Genomic DNA, 15,750 nt, shown 5'->3' with positions numbered 1-15,750 from the left:
CCTGGGCCGGAAAGCGAGAGACCATGCCAGAGCACAGACTAGACGACATCGACCGCCGCATCGTCCAGGCTCTCCAGGCCGACGGGCGCATGAGCATTCAGGATCTCGCCGGCAAGGTCGGGCTCTCGCCAAGCCCTTGCGCGCGGCGGGTCCGGCTGCTGGAGGAGGCCGGTGTGATCAAGGGCTATGTCGCGGTCGTCGACCAGGACAAGCTCGGCCTGCCGGTCTCGGTCTTCGCCTCGATCAAGCTCGAGCGCCAGCGCGAGGAGGAGCTCGACCGCTTCGCCGCCATCGTCGCCCGTTGGCCCGAGGTCGCCGACTGCTATCTGATGACCGGGCCGCGCGATTACCTGCTGCGCATCATCGTCAGCGATCTCGCCGCCTATGAGCGCTTCCTCAAGGACAAGCTGACCCGGCTCGACAATGTCGCCTCGATCGAGTCGAGCTTTGCGCTCGGGCAGGTGAAGCGTTCCTTCTCGGTGCCGGTGGAATTGGGCAAGGGGGCCTGAAGCAAGGACGCCCGGGACAGAGCGGCCATTGGCAATGAAGTGATGCATGAGCAGCATAGCGACGCAATTATATGACGTCAGACATGCGTTTGGCGCATTGATTGCAAATCGGCTTTCCGCTATGGCCGCCAGCGTCCCAGGCTCGATCACCGAAAGCTGTCCCGTGTCGTCCCCCGTTGCCGCTCCCGCCGCCAATTCGCCGGCCCGCATTCTCTTCGCCAGCCTCATCGGCACGACGATCGAGTTCTTCGACTTCTATATCTACGCCACCGCCGCCGTGCTGGTGTTCCCAAAACTGTTCTTCCCCGGCGGGGATGCGACCTCGGCGATGCTGCAATCGCTGGCGACCTTCGCGATCGCCTTCTTCGCACGGCCGATCGGCGCGGCGATCTTCGGGCATTTCGGCGACAGGATCGGGCGCAAGGCCACGCTCGTCGCCGCCCTGATGACGATGGGCCTCTCGACGGTCCTGATCGGCTTGCTGCCGACCTATGCCAGCGTCGGTGTCCTGGCTCCGCTGCTGCTGGCGCTGTGCCGTCTCGGCCAGGGCCTCGGGCTCGGCGGCGAATGGGGCGGAGCCGTGCTGCTCGCCACCGAGAACGCCCCTCCCGGCAAGCAGGCCTGGTACGGCATGTTCCCGCAGCTCGGCGCGCCGATCGGCTTCATCTGCGCCACCGGCAGCTTCCTTTTGCTGACCGACCTGCTCAGCGACGCGCAGTTCTATTCCTTCGGCTGGCGCATTCCGTTCCTGGCCAGCGCGCTTCTGGTCTTCGTCGGGCTCTATGTCCGGCTGCGTCTGACCGAGACGCCCGAATTCCAGAAGGCGATCGACAAGCATGAGCGCGTCCGCATGCCGATCGCCGCGGTTATGTCGCAGCACAAGGCCCATCTCCTGCTCGGCACCATCGCGGCGCTGGCAACCTTCGTGCTGTTCTACCTGATGACGGTGTTCTCGCTGAGCTGGGGCACCACGGCGCTGGGCTATGCGCGCGGGCAGTTCCTGCCGGTGCAGATGGTCGGCGTCGTCTTCTTCGGGCTGGCGATCCCGCTCTCGGCCCTGCTCGCCGACCGTTTCGGCAATCGCCGGGTGCTGTTCTGGACCACGCTGGCGATCGCAGCCTACGGCTTCCTGTTCACGCCGCTGTTCGTTCCCGGCAACCTGACCGCGATCACGCTGTTCTTCGTGCTCGGCTTCGGCTTGATGGGCTTCACCTATGGCCCGCTCGGCACCGCGCTGGCCGAGCTCTTCCCCACCGCCGTGCGCTATACCGGCGCCTCGCTGACCTTCAATCTCGGCGGCATCGTCGGCGCATCGCTTGCGCCCTATATCGCGACCTGGCTCGCCAGCCATTACGGCATCGCCGCCGTCGGCTGGTATCTCACGCTCGGCGCGCTGCTCACCGCCGCGGCGCTGGCGGCGATCGGCGCCGTGGTGCGCACCCGCCTGCCGGCTGCGGGGAAGCTCGCCTGAGGGCCGCTCCGCTAGCGCCGCAGTTAGGCTGGGAAACACCGCGTCATCCTGGACCAGCGGCGAAGCCGCGCAGATCACAGGGATCCATCGTAGAGCGCAGTTCCCTACGATGGATCCCGGGACGACCTTCGGTCGCCCAGGATGACGGCGTGGTTCAGAGCCAGGACGACAGGCCTTACCGCCGCTCGAAATCCCTGTGCACGTCATGCGCCACGATTCCGGCGCCGTCTGGCGGGATCGTCAGCCAGTCCTTGCGGGTCAGCGTCTGCTTGGTGTCCTCATAGCCCGACTTCCAGTGTTCCTGCATCGAAGTGCGCGAGAACTCGTAGTCCTTGGCGTGGCCCTCATAGGATTTCTGCTGGTAGATCAATTGCAGGATGGTGTGTTCGGGCATCAGCGCGAGCTCGTCGCGCAGCGTCCGCTCCTCCTCGCTCAGGCTGCCATCGGGCACTTTCGAGAGCGCCTGATGCGTCTTCTTCTTCCAGTTCTGGATCAGCGCGAACAGGTCGGTCGTCAGGCGCGTGCGCGAGGAATAGGTGATGTCCTTCTGCCGGCCCATCACGTCCTGCAGCGTGCGCGGCAGTGCCCCGCGCGCCGAGAACAGGTCGACCTGGAAGATCAGCGAGTTCAGCGTGTCGTCCTGGGCCAGGAGATGCTGCAGCGGCGTATTGGAGACGATGCCGCCATCCCAGTAATGCTCGGTGCCGATCTGCACGGTCGGGAAGGCCGGCGGCAGCGCTCCCGACGCCATCACATGCTCGGGCCCGATCGCCTCCTGGGCGTTGTCGAAATAGACGAAATTGCCCGAGGCCGCATTGACCGCCCCGACCGAGAACCGAACCGCCTTGCGGTTGATCAGGTCGAAATCGACCAGCTCCAGCAGGGTCTCGCGCAAGGGCTTGGTGTCGTAGAAGCTGGTGGCGTCGCCCGCGCCGGCTGCCGCCAGGAGCGGGCTTGTCTGGCGCGGCTCGAAGAAGCCCGGCTGGCCCAGCAGGGTGGTGAAGAAGGACGAGGTCGCATTGCGCGCCTGGCGGTAGATGTCGCCCTCAGGCGTGAACCACCAGACCTTGCGATCAGTGATGCGGTCCCAGAACGCCCTGAGCCGCTCCATCCGGCGCTCGCGCGGATTGCCGGCGATCAGGGCCGAATTGATCGCGCCGATCGAGACGCCCGAGACCCAGTCCGGTTCGATATCGGCCTCGTGCAGCGCCTGGTAGACCCCGGCCTGATAGGCGCCGAGCGCCCCACCGCCCTGGAGCACGAGCGCGACACGGTCGCAGCGCTCGGGCCGCCAGCCGAGATAGCGGCTATCAGAGAGGGAGACGGAGGGAGGAGCGTTCATGGCGCGGATGTCCTCAGGCTGATCGCACTGCAACAATGATAATGCCGAAGTCGCTCAGGAGACAGCGCTATCGAGTGACAGCGATATGACGCCAAGACACGGTCATCATCCCGCAAGACGCTGTCATCGTCCCGTCAGGCAAGCTTCATCGCCGCGTCAGCTTCCACCATCACCCCTCAGGCACGGATTTTGCGGCGCAGCATGCGCCGGCGGACCGGTCCGGGGTTTGGAGGGAGAGAGCAGCATGCTGAAGGGCAAGACAGCCGTCGTCACCGGCTCGACCTCCGGAATCGGCCTCGCCATCGCCCGTGCCTATGCGGCTGAGGGCGCCAACATCGTCATCAACGGTTTCGGTGCGCCAGACGCCATCGAGACGGAACGCGCCGGCATCGAGGCCGATTTCGGCGTCGCCGCGCGCTATTCCCCCGCCGACATGGCTCATGGCGGTGCCATCGCCGCGATGATCGCCGAGGCCGAGAGCGAGTTCGGCTCGGTCGACATCCTGGTCAATAATGCCGGCATCCAGTTCGTCTCGCCGATCGAGGACTTCCCCGTCGAGAAATGGGACGCGATCATCGCGATCAACCTCTCGGCCGCCTTCCACGCCATCCGCGCCGCGCTTCCGGGCATGAAGGCGCGCAAATGGGGCCGCATCATCAACACGGCCTCGGCCCATGCGCTCGTCGCCTCGCCGTTCAAATCAGCCTATGTCGCAGCCAAGCACGGCATTGCCGGCTTGACCAAGACGGTCGCGCTCGAGGCCGCCACCTTCGGCGTCACGGCGAACGCGATCTGCCCGGGCTATGTCTGGACGCCGCTGGTCGAGAAGCAGATACCGGAGACCATGGCGGCGCGCGGTCTCACCAAGGAGCAGGTCATCAACGACGTGCTGCTGCACGCCCAGCCGACCAAGCAATTCGTCACCAGCGAGGAGGTCGCGGCGCTTGCCGTCTTCCTCGCCTCGGACGCCGCGAAATCGATCACCGGCGTCATCCTCCCGATCGATGGCGGCTGGACCGCTGAATAAGCAAGGGACGCGCGCCATGAATCGCAAGGACATCCTCGATCTGCCTTCGATGCCGCTGGCGGGGCCGAGCTACCCGGCCGGGCCCTACCGCTTCGTCGACCGCGAATACATGGTCATCAGCTACGAGACCGACCCCGAGGCGATCCGCCATCAACTGCCCGAGCCCTTGATGCCGTTGGCGACGCCGATCGTCAGCTATGAATGGATCAAGATGCCCGACTCCTCCGGTTTCGGCAGCTATACCGAGAGCGGCATCGTCATTCCCTGCAAGTTCGGCGAGGAGGAGGTTTCCTTCGTCTCGCAGATGTATCTCGACGACGAACCGCCGATCGCGGCCGGCCGCGAGATCTGGGGTTTTCCCAAGAAATACGCCCATCCCAAGCTGGAAGTGGTCAAGGACACGCTCACCGGCACGCTCGAATATGCCGGCCAGCAGGTCGCCATGGGCACGATGGGCTACAAGCATGAGAGCCTGGCCGGCAACGGCGTCAGGACCACGGCGATGCTGACCAAAACGCAGGTCAACCTCAAGATCATCCCCGGCGTCGACGGCGAACCCGAGATCTGCCAGCTCGTCGCGCTGAACCTCACCGACATCACGGTGAAGGGCTCTTGGATCGGCCCCGGCCGCCTCCATCTGATCCCGCATGTCAACGCGCCGGTCGCCGACCTGCCGGTGCGAAAGGTGATCGGCGCGCACCACTTCATCGCCGACCTCACCTTGCCCTTCGGCCGGAAGATCCATGACTACATGAAGGCATGACTACATGAAGGGGTGAGGCGACAGATCCGGCCACTTACCCCGGCAGGAACGCGACCCGCCCGTCCGCGCCCCGCACGGTCTCGATTGCCACCCCATAGAGTTCTGCCAGCCGCTCCGGCGTCAGCATCGCGGCAGCGTCACCCGTCGCGATTGCCTGCCCGTCACGCAGCAGCATCACCCGATCGGCATGGGCCAGCGCCTGGTTGGGATCATGCGTGGTGAAGAGTACGCCCAGTCCCTCGGTCGCGAGCTGCCTGATCTGGCCCATTACCTTGCCCTGATTGCCGAAATCGAGGCTCGCCGTCGGCTCGTCCAAGATGACATAGGCCGGCTCCTGCGCCAGCGCGCGGGCGATCAGCACGAGCTGGCGTTCGCCGCCCGAGATCTGCGTATAGGGGCGCTGCGCCAGCTTCACGATGCCGAGCCGCTCCAGCATGGCTCGTGCGACCTCGTGGTCATGGCTGGACGGCGCGGCAAACAGCCCGCCATGCGCGGTGCGCCCCATCAGCACCACCGAGAACACCGTGAAGGCGAAGGTGCCGGCATGGGCCTGGGGCACATAGCCCAGCGCCCGTGCGCGCTGGTTGACCGAAAGCACCGCCAGCGGCCGGCTGTCGAGCGTCAGCGTTCCGCCATGGGGCGGCAGCAGGCCGAGCAGGGTCTTGAGCAGCGTCGTCTTGCCGCCGCCATTGGGGCCGAGCAGCGCCAGGACCTCGCCGGCCTTGAGATCGAGCCCGATATCGCGGCCGATCCGGCGCTCGCGATAGCCATAGGCGAGGTTGGCCGCGCTCAGGCTCACGACCAGCCTCCGCGCGCCGAGGCCAGCAGCCAGATGAAGAAGGGCGTGCCGATGACGGCGGTGAGGATGCCGAGCGGCGTCTCGACCGGGGCTGCGGTGCGCGCCAGCGTGTCGATGATCAGGAGATAGCCGCCGCCAAGCAGCGCCGCCGTCGGCAGGAGCTTGCCGAAATCGGGCCCGACCAGGAAGCGCGCCAGATGCGGCACCACGAGCCCAACCCAGCCAATGATGCCGGCCGCCGCGACGCTCGCCGCCGTCACCAGCGTCGCCGCCGCCACGATCGCGATGCGCAGGGGGCCGGTATTGAGGCCGAGCGCGCGTGCTTCCTCCTCCGGCAGCGACATCACATTCATCCGCCAGCGCAAGGCGACGAGCACGGCCGTGCCCAGCAGCACCGGCCCGAGCAGCGGAATGAGGTCGGGCTTGGCCGTGCCGGCGAGGCTGCCGAGCAGCCAGAAGGTCATGGCGGGCAGTTGGTTGTAAGGATCGGCCCAGTATTTCACCAACCCGATGCCCGCCCCCAGGAGCGAGCCGACGACGACGCCGGTCAGCACCAGAACCAGCACCGGATCGCCGCGCCGGATCGTCGAGCCGATCGCATAGACCGCGCCGACCGCCACCAGCCCGCCAGTGAAGGCCGCGAGCTGGATCGCGAACAGCCCGAGCGAGAAATAGATCCCGACCACCGCCCCCAGCGCCGCGCCCGAGGACGCGCCCAGGATATCGGGCGAGACCAACGGGTTGCGAAACAGCCCCTGGAAGGCCGTGCCCGCGACCGCCAGCGCCGCCCCGCAGAGCACGGCCGCCACCACGCGCGGCCCACGAATGTTCCAGATCACGGCCTCGATCTGCGGCAACAGGCCCGAGGGCTGACCGCTCAGGGCCGCCCAGACGAGCCGCGCCAGATCGGCGAGCCCGACGGGAAAGCGCCCGAGCCCGAAAGCGAGCAGTACCGCGACGCCGAGCAGGCCAAGCGCAAAGGCATTTCCGCGAAGGGAGGACGGCGGCATGGCGTCAGGATCGATCCAGTCGGCTGGGAAACACGCCCGTCACCCGCGTCCCGACAGGATCAGGTCGAGCTGCGCCTCGCTCGGCGTGACCTGATAGAACAGCGTGTGGAAGTCGCGCGCGATCGCACGGATATCCTCGGGAAACGGGGCCGGGTAGAGCAGCTTCGCCAGCCACCACAGGCCGACCATGCGGTTGACCGAGGGCGGGAAATCGACCCAGCCGAAGGGTAATTTCGGCGAGAGATGCACCCGCCCCGCCTTCACCGCGCGGATGCTCGCCCAGCCCGGATCGGTATGCACGCTCACGGCAAAGCCGGGATCGATGGTGACGATCACCTCCGGATCCCAGGCCATAACCTGTTCAAGCGAGACCTGCGCCAAGCCGCTGCCCGGCTGCTCGGCCGCGACATTGCGCGCGCCCAGAAAGCTCAGCGTCTCCACATTGATCGAACCGCTCAGGCCGGTCTCGAGCCCGCGCGGCCCGCGCGCGTAATAGATCGAGGGGCGCCGGTCGGGGGGAAGCGTCGCGATGCGGCCCTTGATCACCGTCATGGCGGTCTCGCACCAGCGCGCCAGCGTCTCGGCCCGCTCCACGCGCCCGGTGAGCTGGCCGAGGATGCGATAGCTCGCTGGGATCGCCTCGAAGCGCCCGTCGAGCAGCGCATAGGGAATGCCGGTCTGGCTCTGCACGCGCTCGGCGAGCTCGACATAGCTGCCCCCGGTCGAGCCGGCATCGACGATGAGGTCGGGCTTCAGCATCAGCACCGCCTCCAGATTGGCGCTGTTGCCGCGCCCGGTGATGCGGCCGATCTGCGGCTTGTTGCCGATATCCGGCAGCAGGAAGGGCAACTCCTCTGGCCCGTTGGCGCGCGGCCAGCCCAGCAACAGGTCCGGCGCCAGCGTATAGAGCTGGATCGCGGCCGGCGGCCCGGCCGGGAAGATGCGCTCGACCTTGGCCGGTATCGCGATCTCGCGGCCAGCTCCATCGCGGATGGTGGCCGCCCAGGCCCGGCGCGGCGCCGCGAGCGTGGCAAGCCCGGCCAGAACCAGGCGGCGGTCAGGATGCGGCATGGTGATGCTCCTGCGCTGGCGACTGGGCGCAACGGTTCGGCTTCACATCGAGCAGGGGCGTGCCGTCGAGACAGTCGAGCCCGCGCACGATCAGGGCGCCGTCCTCGACGCGCAACAGCCGCACCCGCGACAGCGCGATCGGATTGGGCCGCACCGGCGAGCGCAAGGCAAAGGTGCCGAGCGGCTCGGCCCCGCGCGGTGTCTGGGTCACGAGATCGCGCCGCGCCTCATGCATCCAGTAGAGCAGGTCGAGATGGGCGAAGGCCGCGATCCCCATCAGCGCCGCATGCCAGGGCGCGTCGATCTCGACACGGCATTCCGGACCGTTCTCGCTGTCGCCCTGGCGCGGACACTGGTCGCGCGTCGCGAAAGGCGTGCGAATCCGGCCGATGAAGACGAGATGCGCATCCTGCCTCTCGGGCAGGGGCGCGGATGTCTCGCCCGGTCGCGTCGCCTGCCAGTCCATCCGCGCTTGCTCCGTTCAGTTCGTGTCGCGCGGCAGGGTCGGCGCGGCGAAGCCATGCTTCGCCAGGATCTCCTGCCCGGCATGCGAGAGGATGAACATGGCGAGCCACCCAGCATTTGGCGAGGCCTCGGCCATCACTGTCAGGCCGTAATCGGCCCCGACCGACAACGCGGCCGGCAAGCGCACCAGCTGGAGGCCGGGCTGTTCCCGCGCGATCGCCTCGGCATTGGTGCGATAGGCCAGGAACAGATCGGCCGCGCCGGTCGCGAGCTTGTGACCGTAGACATTGACGCCGGGGGGCGCCGCGAGGCTCGCCGACCCGCCGGTCAATTGCAGCGCCTTGGCCTCCAGCGCCGCCTTCGCCCCGGCTTGCAGGACCTCGGCCCGGGCAAAAACCTGGAAGGCGTAGTCGCCGGAGGGGTCAGCCTTCGGCGTCGAGGTGCCGAGCTTGATCGCGGGATCGAGCATGCGTCCAAGCAGAGTCTCGGAGGTGATCGCAACCTCCGGCCGCGCGAAGGCGCAAAGCTCGTTGCGCGCAAACAGCACGACCGGCCCCGCCAGCCCCGCTTTCGCCAGTGCTTCGGGATTGCCGAGATCGGCCGAGGCGAAGAGATCGGCCGCCTCGCCCTGGGCGATCCGCTCCTTCAGCAGGCCCGACGCGCCGCAGACCAGTTCGACCGCCTGTCCGGTCTTGGCTTCATACGCCGCCGCGACCTCGCCGAGCGCCGCGCGCAAACTGCCCGCAGCCAGGAGCCGGATCGGCGGGAGGGCCGCAGCCATCGCCGTCAACTGCCCTCGCGTGGCGCGGTCGGAGCGGTGAAGCCGTGCTTGGCGAGGATGCGCTGCCCCTCGGGCGACAGGATGAACATCGCCAATCGGTAGGCATTGGTCGAGGCGCCGTTCATCACCGTCATCCCGTAATCGGCGCCCACGGCCAGAGCCGGCGGCAACCTGACCATGCTCTGGCCCGGCTGTTCGCGCGCGATCGGCAAGGCATTGGTGCAATAGCCCAGGAAGAGATCGGCCGCCCCGCTCGCCAGCAAATGGCCCGTGCCGTTCCTGTCGGCGGGGGTCGGCGCGCTGTTGGGGCCGCCGACGAGCTGGAGCGCCTTGGCCTCCAGGGCCGCCTTGGCGCCCGGCTGCAGCGCCTCGGCCTTGGCGAAGGTCTGCCAGGCATAATCGCCGGACGGGTCGGCCTTCGGCGTCGAGGTGCCGAGCTTGACCGCAGGGTCGAGCATGCGCGCCAGCAGCGTCTGCGTCGTCACCTCCAGCCCGGCGCGGGCAAAGGCGCAGGTCTCGTTGCGGGCGAAGAGCACGACGGGCCCGGCCTTGCCCTCCTGCGTCAGGGCAAGCGGATGGCTCATATTGGCGGAAGCGAAGACCTCGGCCGCCTCGCCCTTGGACAGGTTTTCGCGCAACAGGCCAGACGGTCCAAAGCTGGTCTTGACCGGCAGCTTGGCCGACGCCTCGAAGGCCTGGGCGACCTCGGCCAGCGCATTGCGCAGGCTGCCCGCAGCATGGAGCAGCACGGGTTGCTCGGCCTGCGCGACGGAGCAGGAGAACCCGAACAAGGCCGCAAGGATCAGGCGCCGCATCGATTCAGGCTCCCGCCTGCGTCGCATTCGGGAAGAATAATTGCTGCCCGTCGATCTTGTAGTCGGCGATCGCCTTCTGGCCTTCCGGGCTGATGAGCCAGTTCACGAAGGCCTGGCCGTCATTGACCTTCACATGCGGATGCTTGGCGGGATTCACCGCCATGACGCCATATTGGTTGAACAGGCGCCGGTCACCCTCGACCGCAATCGTGAGATCGCCGCGGTTCTTGAACGAGATCCAGGTGCCGCGATCCGCGAGCACATAGGCGCCCATGCCGCCGGCCGTGTTGAGCGCAGCCCCCATGCCCTGGCCGACATCGCGATACCAGGAGCCCTTCTTCTGGTCGAGATCGATGCCCGCGACCTTCCAGAGCGCCAGTTCGGCGGAATGCGTGCCGGATTTGTCGCCGCGCGAGACGAAGGGCACGCTTTTCTCCTGGATCGCCTTCAGCGCCGCGACGATGTCCTTCGTGCCGGCGACGCCGGCCGGGTCGTTCTTTGGGCCGATCAGGACGAAATCATTATACATCACCGGCTTGCGCTCGAGCGCAAAGCCCTCAGCCAGGAACTTCTCCTCCTGCGCCTTGGCATGGACGAAGACGACATCGGCATCGCCGCGCCGCCCGGTGTCGAGCGCCTGGCCGGTGCCTTGCGACACCACCCGCACCTCGATGCCCGTCCTGGCCTGGAACAAGGGCAGGATATGCCCGAACAGCCCGGAATCCTGCGTCGAGGTCGTCGAGGAAACGATGATGAAGCGCGTGCCCGCTGCTGTAGGGGCCGATGCCGCCGGCGGCGCGATCGTGGTCGTCTGGGCGAGCGCCAGGCCGGCAAAAGCGGCCGAGAAGCCAGCAGCGAGCAAGAGGCGTCTGGTCCTGATCATGGTCGTCTCCTCGAATTTCTGGTTTTGGGTGCAATCGGTTTCTCTGAAAGCGCGTCTCACCAGATCAAGTCCCCGGCGAGGAAAGCGCAGGCCTCGATCGTCTGCGGCTCGGCAAAGAAGTACTCGGCCAGCGAATCCTCGATCAGCCGGCCCCGGTGCAGGAACAGCACGCGATCGGCCAGTCGCTTGGCCTGGCCGAGATCATGCGTCGACATCAAGACCGTGATGCCCTCCGCCACGAGACCGGTCAGCAACTCCTCGATCTGCCGCGTCGCGGCGGGATCGAGCTGCGAGGTCGGCTCGTCCAGGAAGAGCAGTTCGGGCTTCAAACTCCAGGCGCGAGCGATGGCGAGGCGCTGCTGCTCGCCGCCCGAGAGCAATCGCGCCGGCTGCGTCGCGCGCTCGGACAGGCCGAAGCGCTGCAGCGCGGCCTGGGCGCGTTCGCGCCGCTGCGCGCGCGCGACGCCCGCCGATGCCAGCGCATGATCGATATTGGCCTCGACCGAGCGGCGCAGCATGATCGGCTTCTGGAACACCATGGCGTGGCGTTTCGCGCGCCCGGTCGCGCTTGTCGCCCAATGCACGCGGCCCTCGCTCGGCGTCAGCAGGCCGTGGCAGAGCCTGAGCATCAACGATTTGCCGGCGCCATTGGGCCCGAGCAGCACGGTGACCCCGCCCGCAGGCACGACGAGGCTGACCGCATCGACCAACTTGCGCCCCTCCCCGAGGAAGGAGACGGTCTCGAGGCTGAGCGGCAGGATCGAGGTCACGTCACGCATCATGTTCACCCGGCATAGCGGGCGCCGATGCGGCTCGCCCCGAAGGCGACCGCATTGATCGCCAGCGTCAGCGCGATCAGCACGAGCCCGAGCCCCAGCGCCAGCGGCAGGTCGCCCTTGGAGGTCTCCAGCGTGATCGTCGTCGTCATGGTGCGGGTGTAGCCGGCAATGTTGCCGCCGACGATCAGCACCGCGCCGACCTCGGCGCTCGCCCGGCCGAAGCCGGCGAGCAGCGCGGTCGCCAGCGCAAAACGCCCATCGAAGAGCAGGGTCGGGATCGCGCGCATCCCCTCCAGCCCGACCGAACGCAGATGGTCGCGATACTCGCTCCAGAGATCCTCGACCGTCTGGCGTGTCAGCGCGATCACGATCGGCAGGACCAGGATCACCTGCGCCACGATCATCGCGGTCGGCGTGAACAACAGCCCGAGCGGGCCGAGCGGGCCCGAGCGCGAGAGCATCAGGAAGACGAAAAGCCCGGCCACGACCGGCGGCAGGCCCATCAGAGCGTTGAGGCAGACGATGACGACCGAGCGGCCGGGAAAGCGCGCCAACGCCAGGGCCGCTCCGAGCGGCAGGCCGATCAGCCCCGCGATCAGCACGGCGGTCAGCGTCACCCTGAGCGACAGGCCGACGATCGCCAGGAAACCGGGATCGAGCCCGACCACCAGCGCAAAGGCCGCCTTGAAGATCGCCGCGAAGTCCACCGTCCGTCGCGCTCCCCCGAAAGCCCAAATCTGCCTGAAAGCTCAAGCCCGCCTGAAAGCCCAAATCTGCCCGAAAGCATAAGCCTGCGAACAACCAAGACCTGCAGACACTTGTGATTTCTAGAGTTCAATGCGACCAATTGCCAATCTTGGAACAAGAACAGCCCAGCGCAGCCGAATGCAGGACCGGATTTATCTGACCACTGAGGAGGCCGCCGCCTATCTGCGGCTCAAGGAGCGCAAGCTCTACGAGCTCGTCGCGCATAGCGCCGTGCCCTGCACCAAGGTCAGCGGCAAATGGCTGTTCCCGCGTGCGGCGCTCGACCGCTGGCTCGAGGCCGGGCTGGCGCGGCCCGAGGGCATGCAGCCCGCAAACCCGCCGCCGATCATCGGCGGCAGCCAGGATTCGCTGCTCGAGGTCGCCGTGCGTGATTCCGGCTGCGGGCTGGCGCTGTTGGCGGAAGGCTCGCAGGCCGGGCTCGACCGGCTGACGCGCGGCGAGGTCGCCATCGCCGCGATCCATCTCCATGCGACGCCCGATGATGACGCGGCCAACCCGGCCGCGATCCGGGCGGAGCCCGGCCTGTTCGACGCGGTGGTGATCGGTTTCGCCCGGCGCGAGCAGGGCCTGCTGACGGCGCCCGGCAATCCGCTCGCCCTTGCCGGCCTCGCCTCGGCGGTCGAAAGGCGTGCCCGCTTCGCCCGCCGCCAGCAGGGCGCCGGCGCGCAACTGCTGCTGACGAGCCTGATGGCGCGCGACGGCGTCCCCGACGGCCGCATGGTCATGGCCGAGGGCATCTGCGCCACCGGCCAGGACCTGGCCTTGGCGATACGCACCGGCCGCGCCGATTGCGGCGTCGCCTCGCGCGCCATCGCTGCCGCCTTCGGCCTCGATTTCCTGCCGCTGGTCTGGGAGCATGTCGATCTGGTGATGCGCCGCCGGACCTATTTCGAACCGGCGACACAAACCCTGCTCGCCTGGATGCGCAGGCCCGACATGGCGGCAAGGGCGCGCGAACTCGGCGGTTATGACCTGGCGCAGAGCGGCGAAGTCAGGCTGAATCGCTGAGCGAGGGCGGGGCGCGGCCGGCAGGGCTTTCGGTGTGGGCGCCACTTCCCTTCCCCCCTGGCGGGGGAAGGTGGATCGGCGAAGCCGAGACGGATGAGGGGGCGCTGTGAGCTTTCCGCCTCAGCGCAACACGACGCCAACCGGACAGGGCACGGCGCCCCCTCATCCGGCGCTGCGCGCCACCTTCTCCCGCCAGGGGAGAAGGGAAGTGGGCCGCGCGAGCCAAGCTCCCTCCGGGAGAAGGTTCCACGCGCCAACCGGTTTTCACGCAGGACCACCAAAACTCCGCCAGGCGCCGACCCGGTGCACCGCCTCCCGGTCCCGCCTGATCTCCCCGAATGGCGAAACCGGCCAGTCCCAGCTCTCATCCGGCTCGGGGAGCGCCACGCCGCGCATCAAATCGAGCCGCTCGATCACCGCCCCGGCCCTGTCGCGCTCGACCATCTCGACATCGCTGAGCAGGACGACGCGCCCCTGAAAGCGCGCGAGATCGTCGAGATGCCAGGCGATGCAGCGCGCCGGCAGATCAGCTGGAAAGGCGGCAGCCCGCCCCGGATTCTCCTCCAGCCAGTCCTCCACCGGCCAGGCGAGCTGCGAGAGCAGATTGGCCGAAATCACGAGATCGACGCTCGCATCCGTGACGAGATCAGCAACGGGGTCGATCCGTCCCTGGCTCTCCCCGGCGAGCCAGCCCATCACGCCGCTGAGATCGCGCGTCAGGAGCGTAACCTTGCGGCGAAAGGCCATGCGCAGCCTGACCGGCGGCAGATGCACCGCGTCGACCAGCAGCACGCGCGAAAAGCGTCGACAGAGCAGGTCGAGCGGCACATCCCGCACCAGCCCCGAGCCCAGCACGACGACGCAACGCCTTGATGGCAGCGCCGCGACCACATCCGTCACCACGGCGCGGCAGCGCTCATGATGCACGGCCCAGGCCTTGCGGTGGCGCAAGCCGCGCGCCCACAGCGCCGTGCTCTCCGACACCAGCCCCAGCCGCCGCGTCATCCGCCCGGCCGGGGTGATCAGCCTGAGCGCGAGTTCGGCGAGCATCGCGTGCTCCGGGAAGGGTTCAGGTCAGAGCGCCGCGCGCCGCCACCGGCCAGAGCGCCTCGACATGGGCGTCCGGCCCGTGCATCCCGCGCACGCAGACATACCAGTCGTGCAGGTTCACCGTCGGGTCGCAATGGCCCGGCACGAGCAGGATATGCTCGCCGCGATGCGGCAGCGCGATCGGGTCGCCGGTCAGCACGCCATGCTCGTCGGAGGGTTTCGTGTAGACGGCGCCCTCGCGCCGGAACGGCATCGGCATGCCGGAATCGATCGCCGCCGCCTTGTGCCCGGCATCGACGACGGCGCGGTCGGGCACCGGCTTGCTCATCACCCCGGTGAGGATGAAGAGCGCATGCTCGAAGGCGCGGAACGGCGTGCCGTCCGCCTGCCGGTTGCGGGCGTAATCGGCGTCCATGAAGATGTAGGAGCCCGCCTGGATCTCGTTCCAGATGCCCGAGGCGGTCTCGATCTCATAGGTGCCGGTGCCGGCCCCGCTGACGACGCCGCAGCTCAGGCCGGCCTGGGCCAGGCGTTCGACCGTGTTGCGGGCCGAGAGGCCTGCGCGCTCGATCGCCTCGCGCCGCTCGTCGATCGAGCGCATATGCTGGGCCGTGCCGTGATAGGCCTGCAGGCCGCCGAAGCGCAAAGTGTTGCTGCGCGAGACCGCCTCGGCGATCCGGACCGCCGCCTCGCCGGGCGCGACGCCGCAGCGCCGCCCGCCGACATCGATCTCGACCAGGACATCGAACACGACATCATGGCGCGCAGCGGCTTCCGCAGCCTCGCGCACGCCGTCGAGATGGTCGACACAGAGGCTGATCTTGGCGCTGCGGGCGAGCTGCGCCAGCCGGTCGAGCTTGGCGGCGCCCGCGACCTCGTTGGAAACCAGCACGTCCTGCACGCCGCCTGCGACCAGGATCTCGGCCTCCGAGACCTTCTGGCAGCATTGCCCGACGGCGCCATGGGCGATCTGGCGCAAGGCGATCTCCGGGCTCTTATGCGTCTTGGCGTGCGGCCTCAGGCGGATGCCATGGGCCTGCGTATAGGCCGCCATGGCGACGAGGTTGCGTTCGAAGGCATCGAGGTCGAGCACCAAAGCGGGCGTGTCGATCTCGCTGAATCTCTGGCCGGCTTGGGCCGGCGGATGCAAGGGCATGGGCTGTCGCAATCTCCTGAATCGGTTGTGGCTATCGGACGCCAGCTTCGTGT

Annotated in this window: 17 protein-coding genes; 5 read left to right on the top strand and 12 right to left on the bottom strand. The window is 67.9% G+C overall.

The window, feature by feature from the left end; all coding sequences use genetic code 11:
• Positions 1–23 precede the first annotated feature (23 nt).
• The gene (locus ACSQ3P_RS17665; protein WP_436166829.1) at positions 24–509 is read left to right on the top strand and encodes an Lrp/AsnC family transcriptional regulator; all 486 of its coding nucleotides are present in this window, start codon (positions 24–26) and stop codon (positions 507–509) included.
• 121 nt (positions 510–630) lie between these two features.
• Entirely contained in the window at positions 631–1,980 is a 1,350-nt protein-coding gene (locus ACSQ3P_RS17660; RefSeq protein ID WP_436166828.1) for an MFS transporter, read from the top strand.
• 175 nt (positions 1,981–2,155) lie between these two features.
• On the opposite strand, the gene ACSQ3P_RS17655 is transcribed toward ACSQ3P_RS17660, so the two are convergent.
• Positions 2,156–3,322, bottom strand: a complete 1,167-nt coding sequence (locus ACSQ3P_RS17655) for a patatin-like phospholipase family protein (RefSeq protein ID WP_436166827.1) — start codon at positions 3,320–3,322, stop codon at positions 2,156–2,158.
• Between the two features lie 244 nt (positions 3,323–3,566).
• Between ACSQ3P_RS17655 and ACSQ3P_RS17650 the strand changes: the two genes are divergently transcribed.
• Positions 3,567–4,349: a 3-hydroxybutyrate dehydrogenase gene (locus tag ACSQ3P_RS17650; protein ID WP_311912431.1), complete on the top strand. Its 783-nt coding sequence runs from the start codon at positions 3,567–3,569 to the stop codon at positions 4,347–4,349.
• Between the two features lie 16 nt (positions 4,350–4,365).
• Complete coding sequence (locus ACSQ3P_RS17645) at positions 4,366–5,112, top strand: acetoacetate decarboxylase (RefSeq protein ID WP_069688955.1); 747 nt, start codon at positions 4,366–4,368, stop codon at positions 5,110–5,112.
• Between the two features lie 34 nt (positions 5,113–5,146).
• Here ACSQ3P_RS17645 and ACSQ3P_RS17640 read toward each other — a convergent pair whose 3' ends face one another.
• From ACSQ3P_RS17640 to ACSQ3P_RS17600, 9 genes are read right to left on the bottom strand one after another with little or no spacing between them, the layout of a single operon-like run.
• Complete coding sequence (locus tag ACSQ3P_RS17640; protein WP_436166826.1) at positions 5,147–5,911, bottom strand: ABC transporter ATP-binding protein; 765 nt, start codon at positions 5,909–5,911, stop codon at positions 5,147–5,149.
• Entirely contained in the window at positions 5,908–6,921 is a 1,014-nt protein-coding gene (locus ACSQ3P_RS17635) for a FecCD family ABC transporter permease (RefSeq protein ID WP_436166825.1), read from the bottom strand. Before ACSQ3P_RS17635 ends, ACSQ3P_RS17640 begins: the two co-directional genes overlap by 4 nt.
• A gap of 39 nt (positions 6,922–6,960) precedes the next feature.
• Positions 6,961–7,992: an iron ABC transporter substrate-binding protein gene (locus ACSQ3P_RS17630; protein ID WP_436166824.1), complete on the bottom strand. Its 1,032-nt coding sequence runs from the start codon at positions 7,990–7,992 to the stop codon at positions 6,961–6,963.
• Positions 7,979–8,458, bottom strand: coding sequence for a tRNA (N6-threonylcarbamoyladenosine(37)-N6)-methyltransferase TrmO (tsaA, locus tag ACSQ3P_RS17625; RefSeq protein ID WP_436166823.1), 480 nt, complete (start codon positions 8,456–8,458; stop codon positions 7,979–7,981). Before tsaA ends, ACSQ3P_RS17630 begins: the two co-directional genes overlap by 14 nt.
• A gap of 15 nt (positions 8,459–8,473) precedes the next feature.
• On the bottom strand, positions 8,474–9,238 hold the full coding sequence (locus tag ACSQ3P_RS17620) for a molybdate ABC transporter substrate-binding protein (protein ID WP_436166822.1): 765 nt from the start codon (positions 9,236–9,238) through the stop codon (positions 8,474–8,476).
• A gap of 5 nt (positions 9,239–9,243) precedes the next feature.
• Entirely contained in the window at positions 9,244–10,053 is an 810-nt protein-coding gene (locus ACSQ3P_RS17615; protein ID WP_436166821.1) for a molybdate ABC transporter substrate-binding protein, read from the bottom strand.
• A gap of 4 nt (positions 10,054–10,057) precedes the next feature.
• Positions 10,058–10,936, bottom strand: coding sequence for an extracellular solute-binding protein (locus ACSQ3P_RS17610; RefSeq protein ID WP_436166820.1), 879 nt, complete (start codon positions 10,934–10,936; stop codon positions 10,058–10,060).
• Between the two features lie 56 nt (positions 10,937–10,992).
• Positions 10,993–11,715 carry an ATP-binding cassette domain-containing protein gene (locus ACSQ3P_RS17605; RefSeq protein ID WP_436166819.1) on the bottom strand — a complete coding sequence of 241 codons (723 nt, stop codon included), beginning with the start codon at positions 11,713–11,715 and terminating at the stop codon, positions 10,993–10,995.
• Between the two features lie 5 nt (positions 11,716–11,720).
• Entirely contained in the window at positions 11,721–12,422 is a 702-nt protein-coding gene (locus tag ACSQ3P_RS17600; protein WP_436166818.1) for an ABC transporter permease, read from the bottom strand.
• Between the two features lie 178 nt (positions 12,423–12,600).
• On the opposite strand from ACSQ3P_RS17600, the gene ACSQ3P_RS17595 reads away from it, so the two are divergent.
• Entirely contained in the window at positions 12,601–13,491 is an 891-nt protein-coding gene (locus ACSQ3P_RS17595) for a substrate-binding domain-containing protein (RefSeq protein WP_436166817.1), read from the top strand.
• 264 nt (positions 13,492–13,755) lie between these two features.
• Here the strand turns inward: ACSQ3P_RS17595 and ACSQ3P_RS17590 are convergent, their stop codons facing one another.
• Together ACSQ3P_RS17590 and ACSQ3P_RS17585 are read right to left on the bottom strand one after the other, a co-directional pair.
• Positions 13,756–14,541, bottom strand: a complete 786-nt coding sequence (locus ACSQ3P_RS17590; protein WP_436166816.1) for a hypothetical protein — start codon at positions 14,539–14,541, stop codon at positions 13,756–13,758.
• Positions 14,542–14,560: 19 nt separating this feature from the next.
• Positions 14,561–15,697: a DSD1 family PLP-dependent enzyme gene (locus tag ACSQ3P_RS17585; protein WP_310158124.1), complete on the bottom strand. Its 1,137-nt coding sequence runs from the start codon at positions 15,695–15,697 to the stop codon at positions 14,561–14,563.
• Positions 15,698–15,750: the final 53 nt, after the last annotated feature.

The sequence above is a fragment of the Allobosea sp. LjRoot9 genome, assembly GCF_964252745.1.
GTDB lineage: Bacteria > Pseudomonadota > Alphaproteobacteria > Rhizobiales > Beijerinckiaceae > Allobosea.
The sequence above is the reverse complement of the archived record's forward strand: the minus strand, read 5'-3'. Positions and strand labels throughout refer to the sequence as shown.

Coding starts and splice junctions, on each gene's coding strand:
- ACSQ3P_RS17665 (WP_436166829.1), top strand. CDS start 24: ATGCCAGAGCACAGACTAGACGACATCGACCGCCGCATCGTCCAGGCT.
- ACSQ3P_RS17660 (WP_436166828.1), top strand. CDS start 631: ATGGCCGCCAGCGTCCCAGGCTCGATCACCGAAAGCTGTCCCGTGTCG.
- ACSQ3P_RS17655 (WP_436166827.1), bottom strand. CDS start 3,322: ATGAACGCTCCTCCCTCCGTCTCCCTCTCTGATAGCCGCTATCTCGGC.
- ACSQ3P_RS17650 (WP_311912431.1), top strand. CDS start 3,567: ATGCTGAAGGGCAAGACAGCCGTCGTCACCGGCTCGACCTCCGGAATC.
- ACSQ3P_RS17645 (WP_069688955.1), top strand. CDS start 4,366: ATGAATCGCAAGGACATCCTCGATCTGCCTTCGATGCCGCTGGCGGGG.
- ACSQ3P_RS17635 (WP_436166825.1), bottom strand. CDS start 6,921: ATGCCGCCGTCCTCCCTTCGCGGAAATGCCTTTGCGCTTGGCCTGCTC.
- ACSQ3P_RS17630 (WP_436166824.1), bottom strand. CDS start 7,992: ATGCCGCATCCTGACCGCCGCCTGGTTCTGGCCGGGCTTGCCACGCTC.
- tsaA (WP_436166823.1), bottom strand. CDS start 8,458: ATGGACTGGCAGGCGACGCGACCGGGCGAGACATCCGCGCCCCTGCCC.
- ACSQ3P_RS17620 (WP_436166822.1), bottom strand. CDS start 9,238: ATGGCTGCGGCCCTCCCGCCGATCCGGCTCCTGGCTGCGGGCAGTTTG.
- ACSQ3P_RS17615 (WP_436166821.1), bottom strand. CDS start 10,053: ATGCGGCGCCTGATCCTTGCGGCCTTGTTCGGGTTCTCCTGCTCCGTC.
- ACSQ3P_RS17610 (WP_436166820.1), bottom strand. CDS start 10,936: ATGATCAGGACCAGACGCCTCTTGCTCGCTGCTGGCTTCTCGGCCGCT.
- ACSQ3P_RS17605 (WP_436166819.1), bottom strand. CDS start 11,715: ATGCGTGACGTGACCTCGATCCTGCCGCTCAGCCTCGAGACCGTCTCC.
- ACSQ3P_RS17595 (WP_436166817.1), top strand. CDS start 12,601: ATGCAGGACCGGATTTATCTGACCACTGAGGAGGCCGCCGCCTATCTG.
- ACSQ3P_RS17590 (WP_436166816.1), bottom strand. CDS start 14,541: ATGCTCGCCGAACTCGCGCTCAGGCTGATCACCCCGGCCGGGCGGATG.
- ACSQ3P_RS17585 (WP_310158124.1), bottom strand. CDS start 15,697: ATGCCCTTGCATCCGCCGGCCCAAGCCGGCCAGAGATTCAGCGAGATC.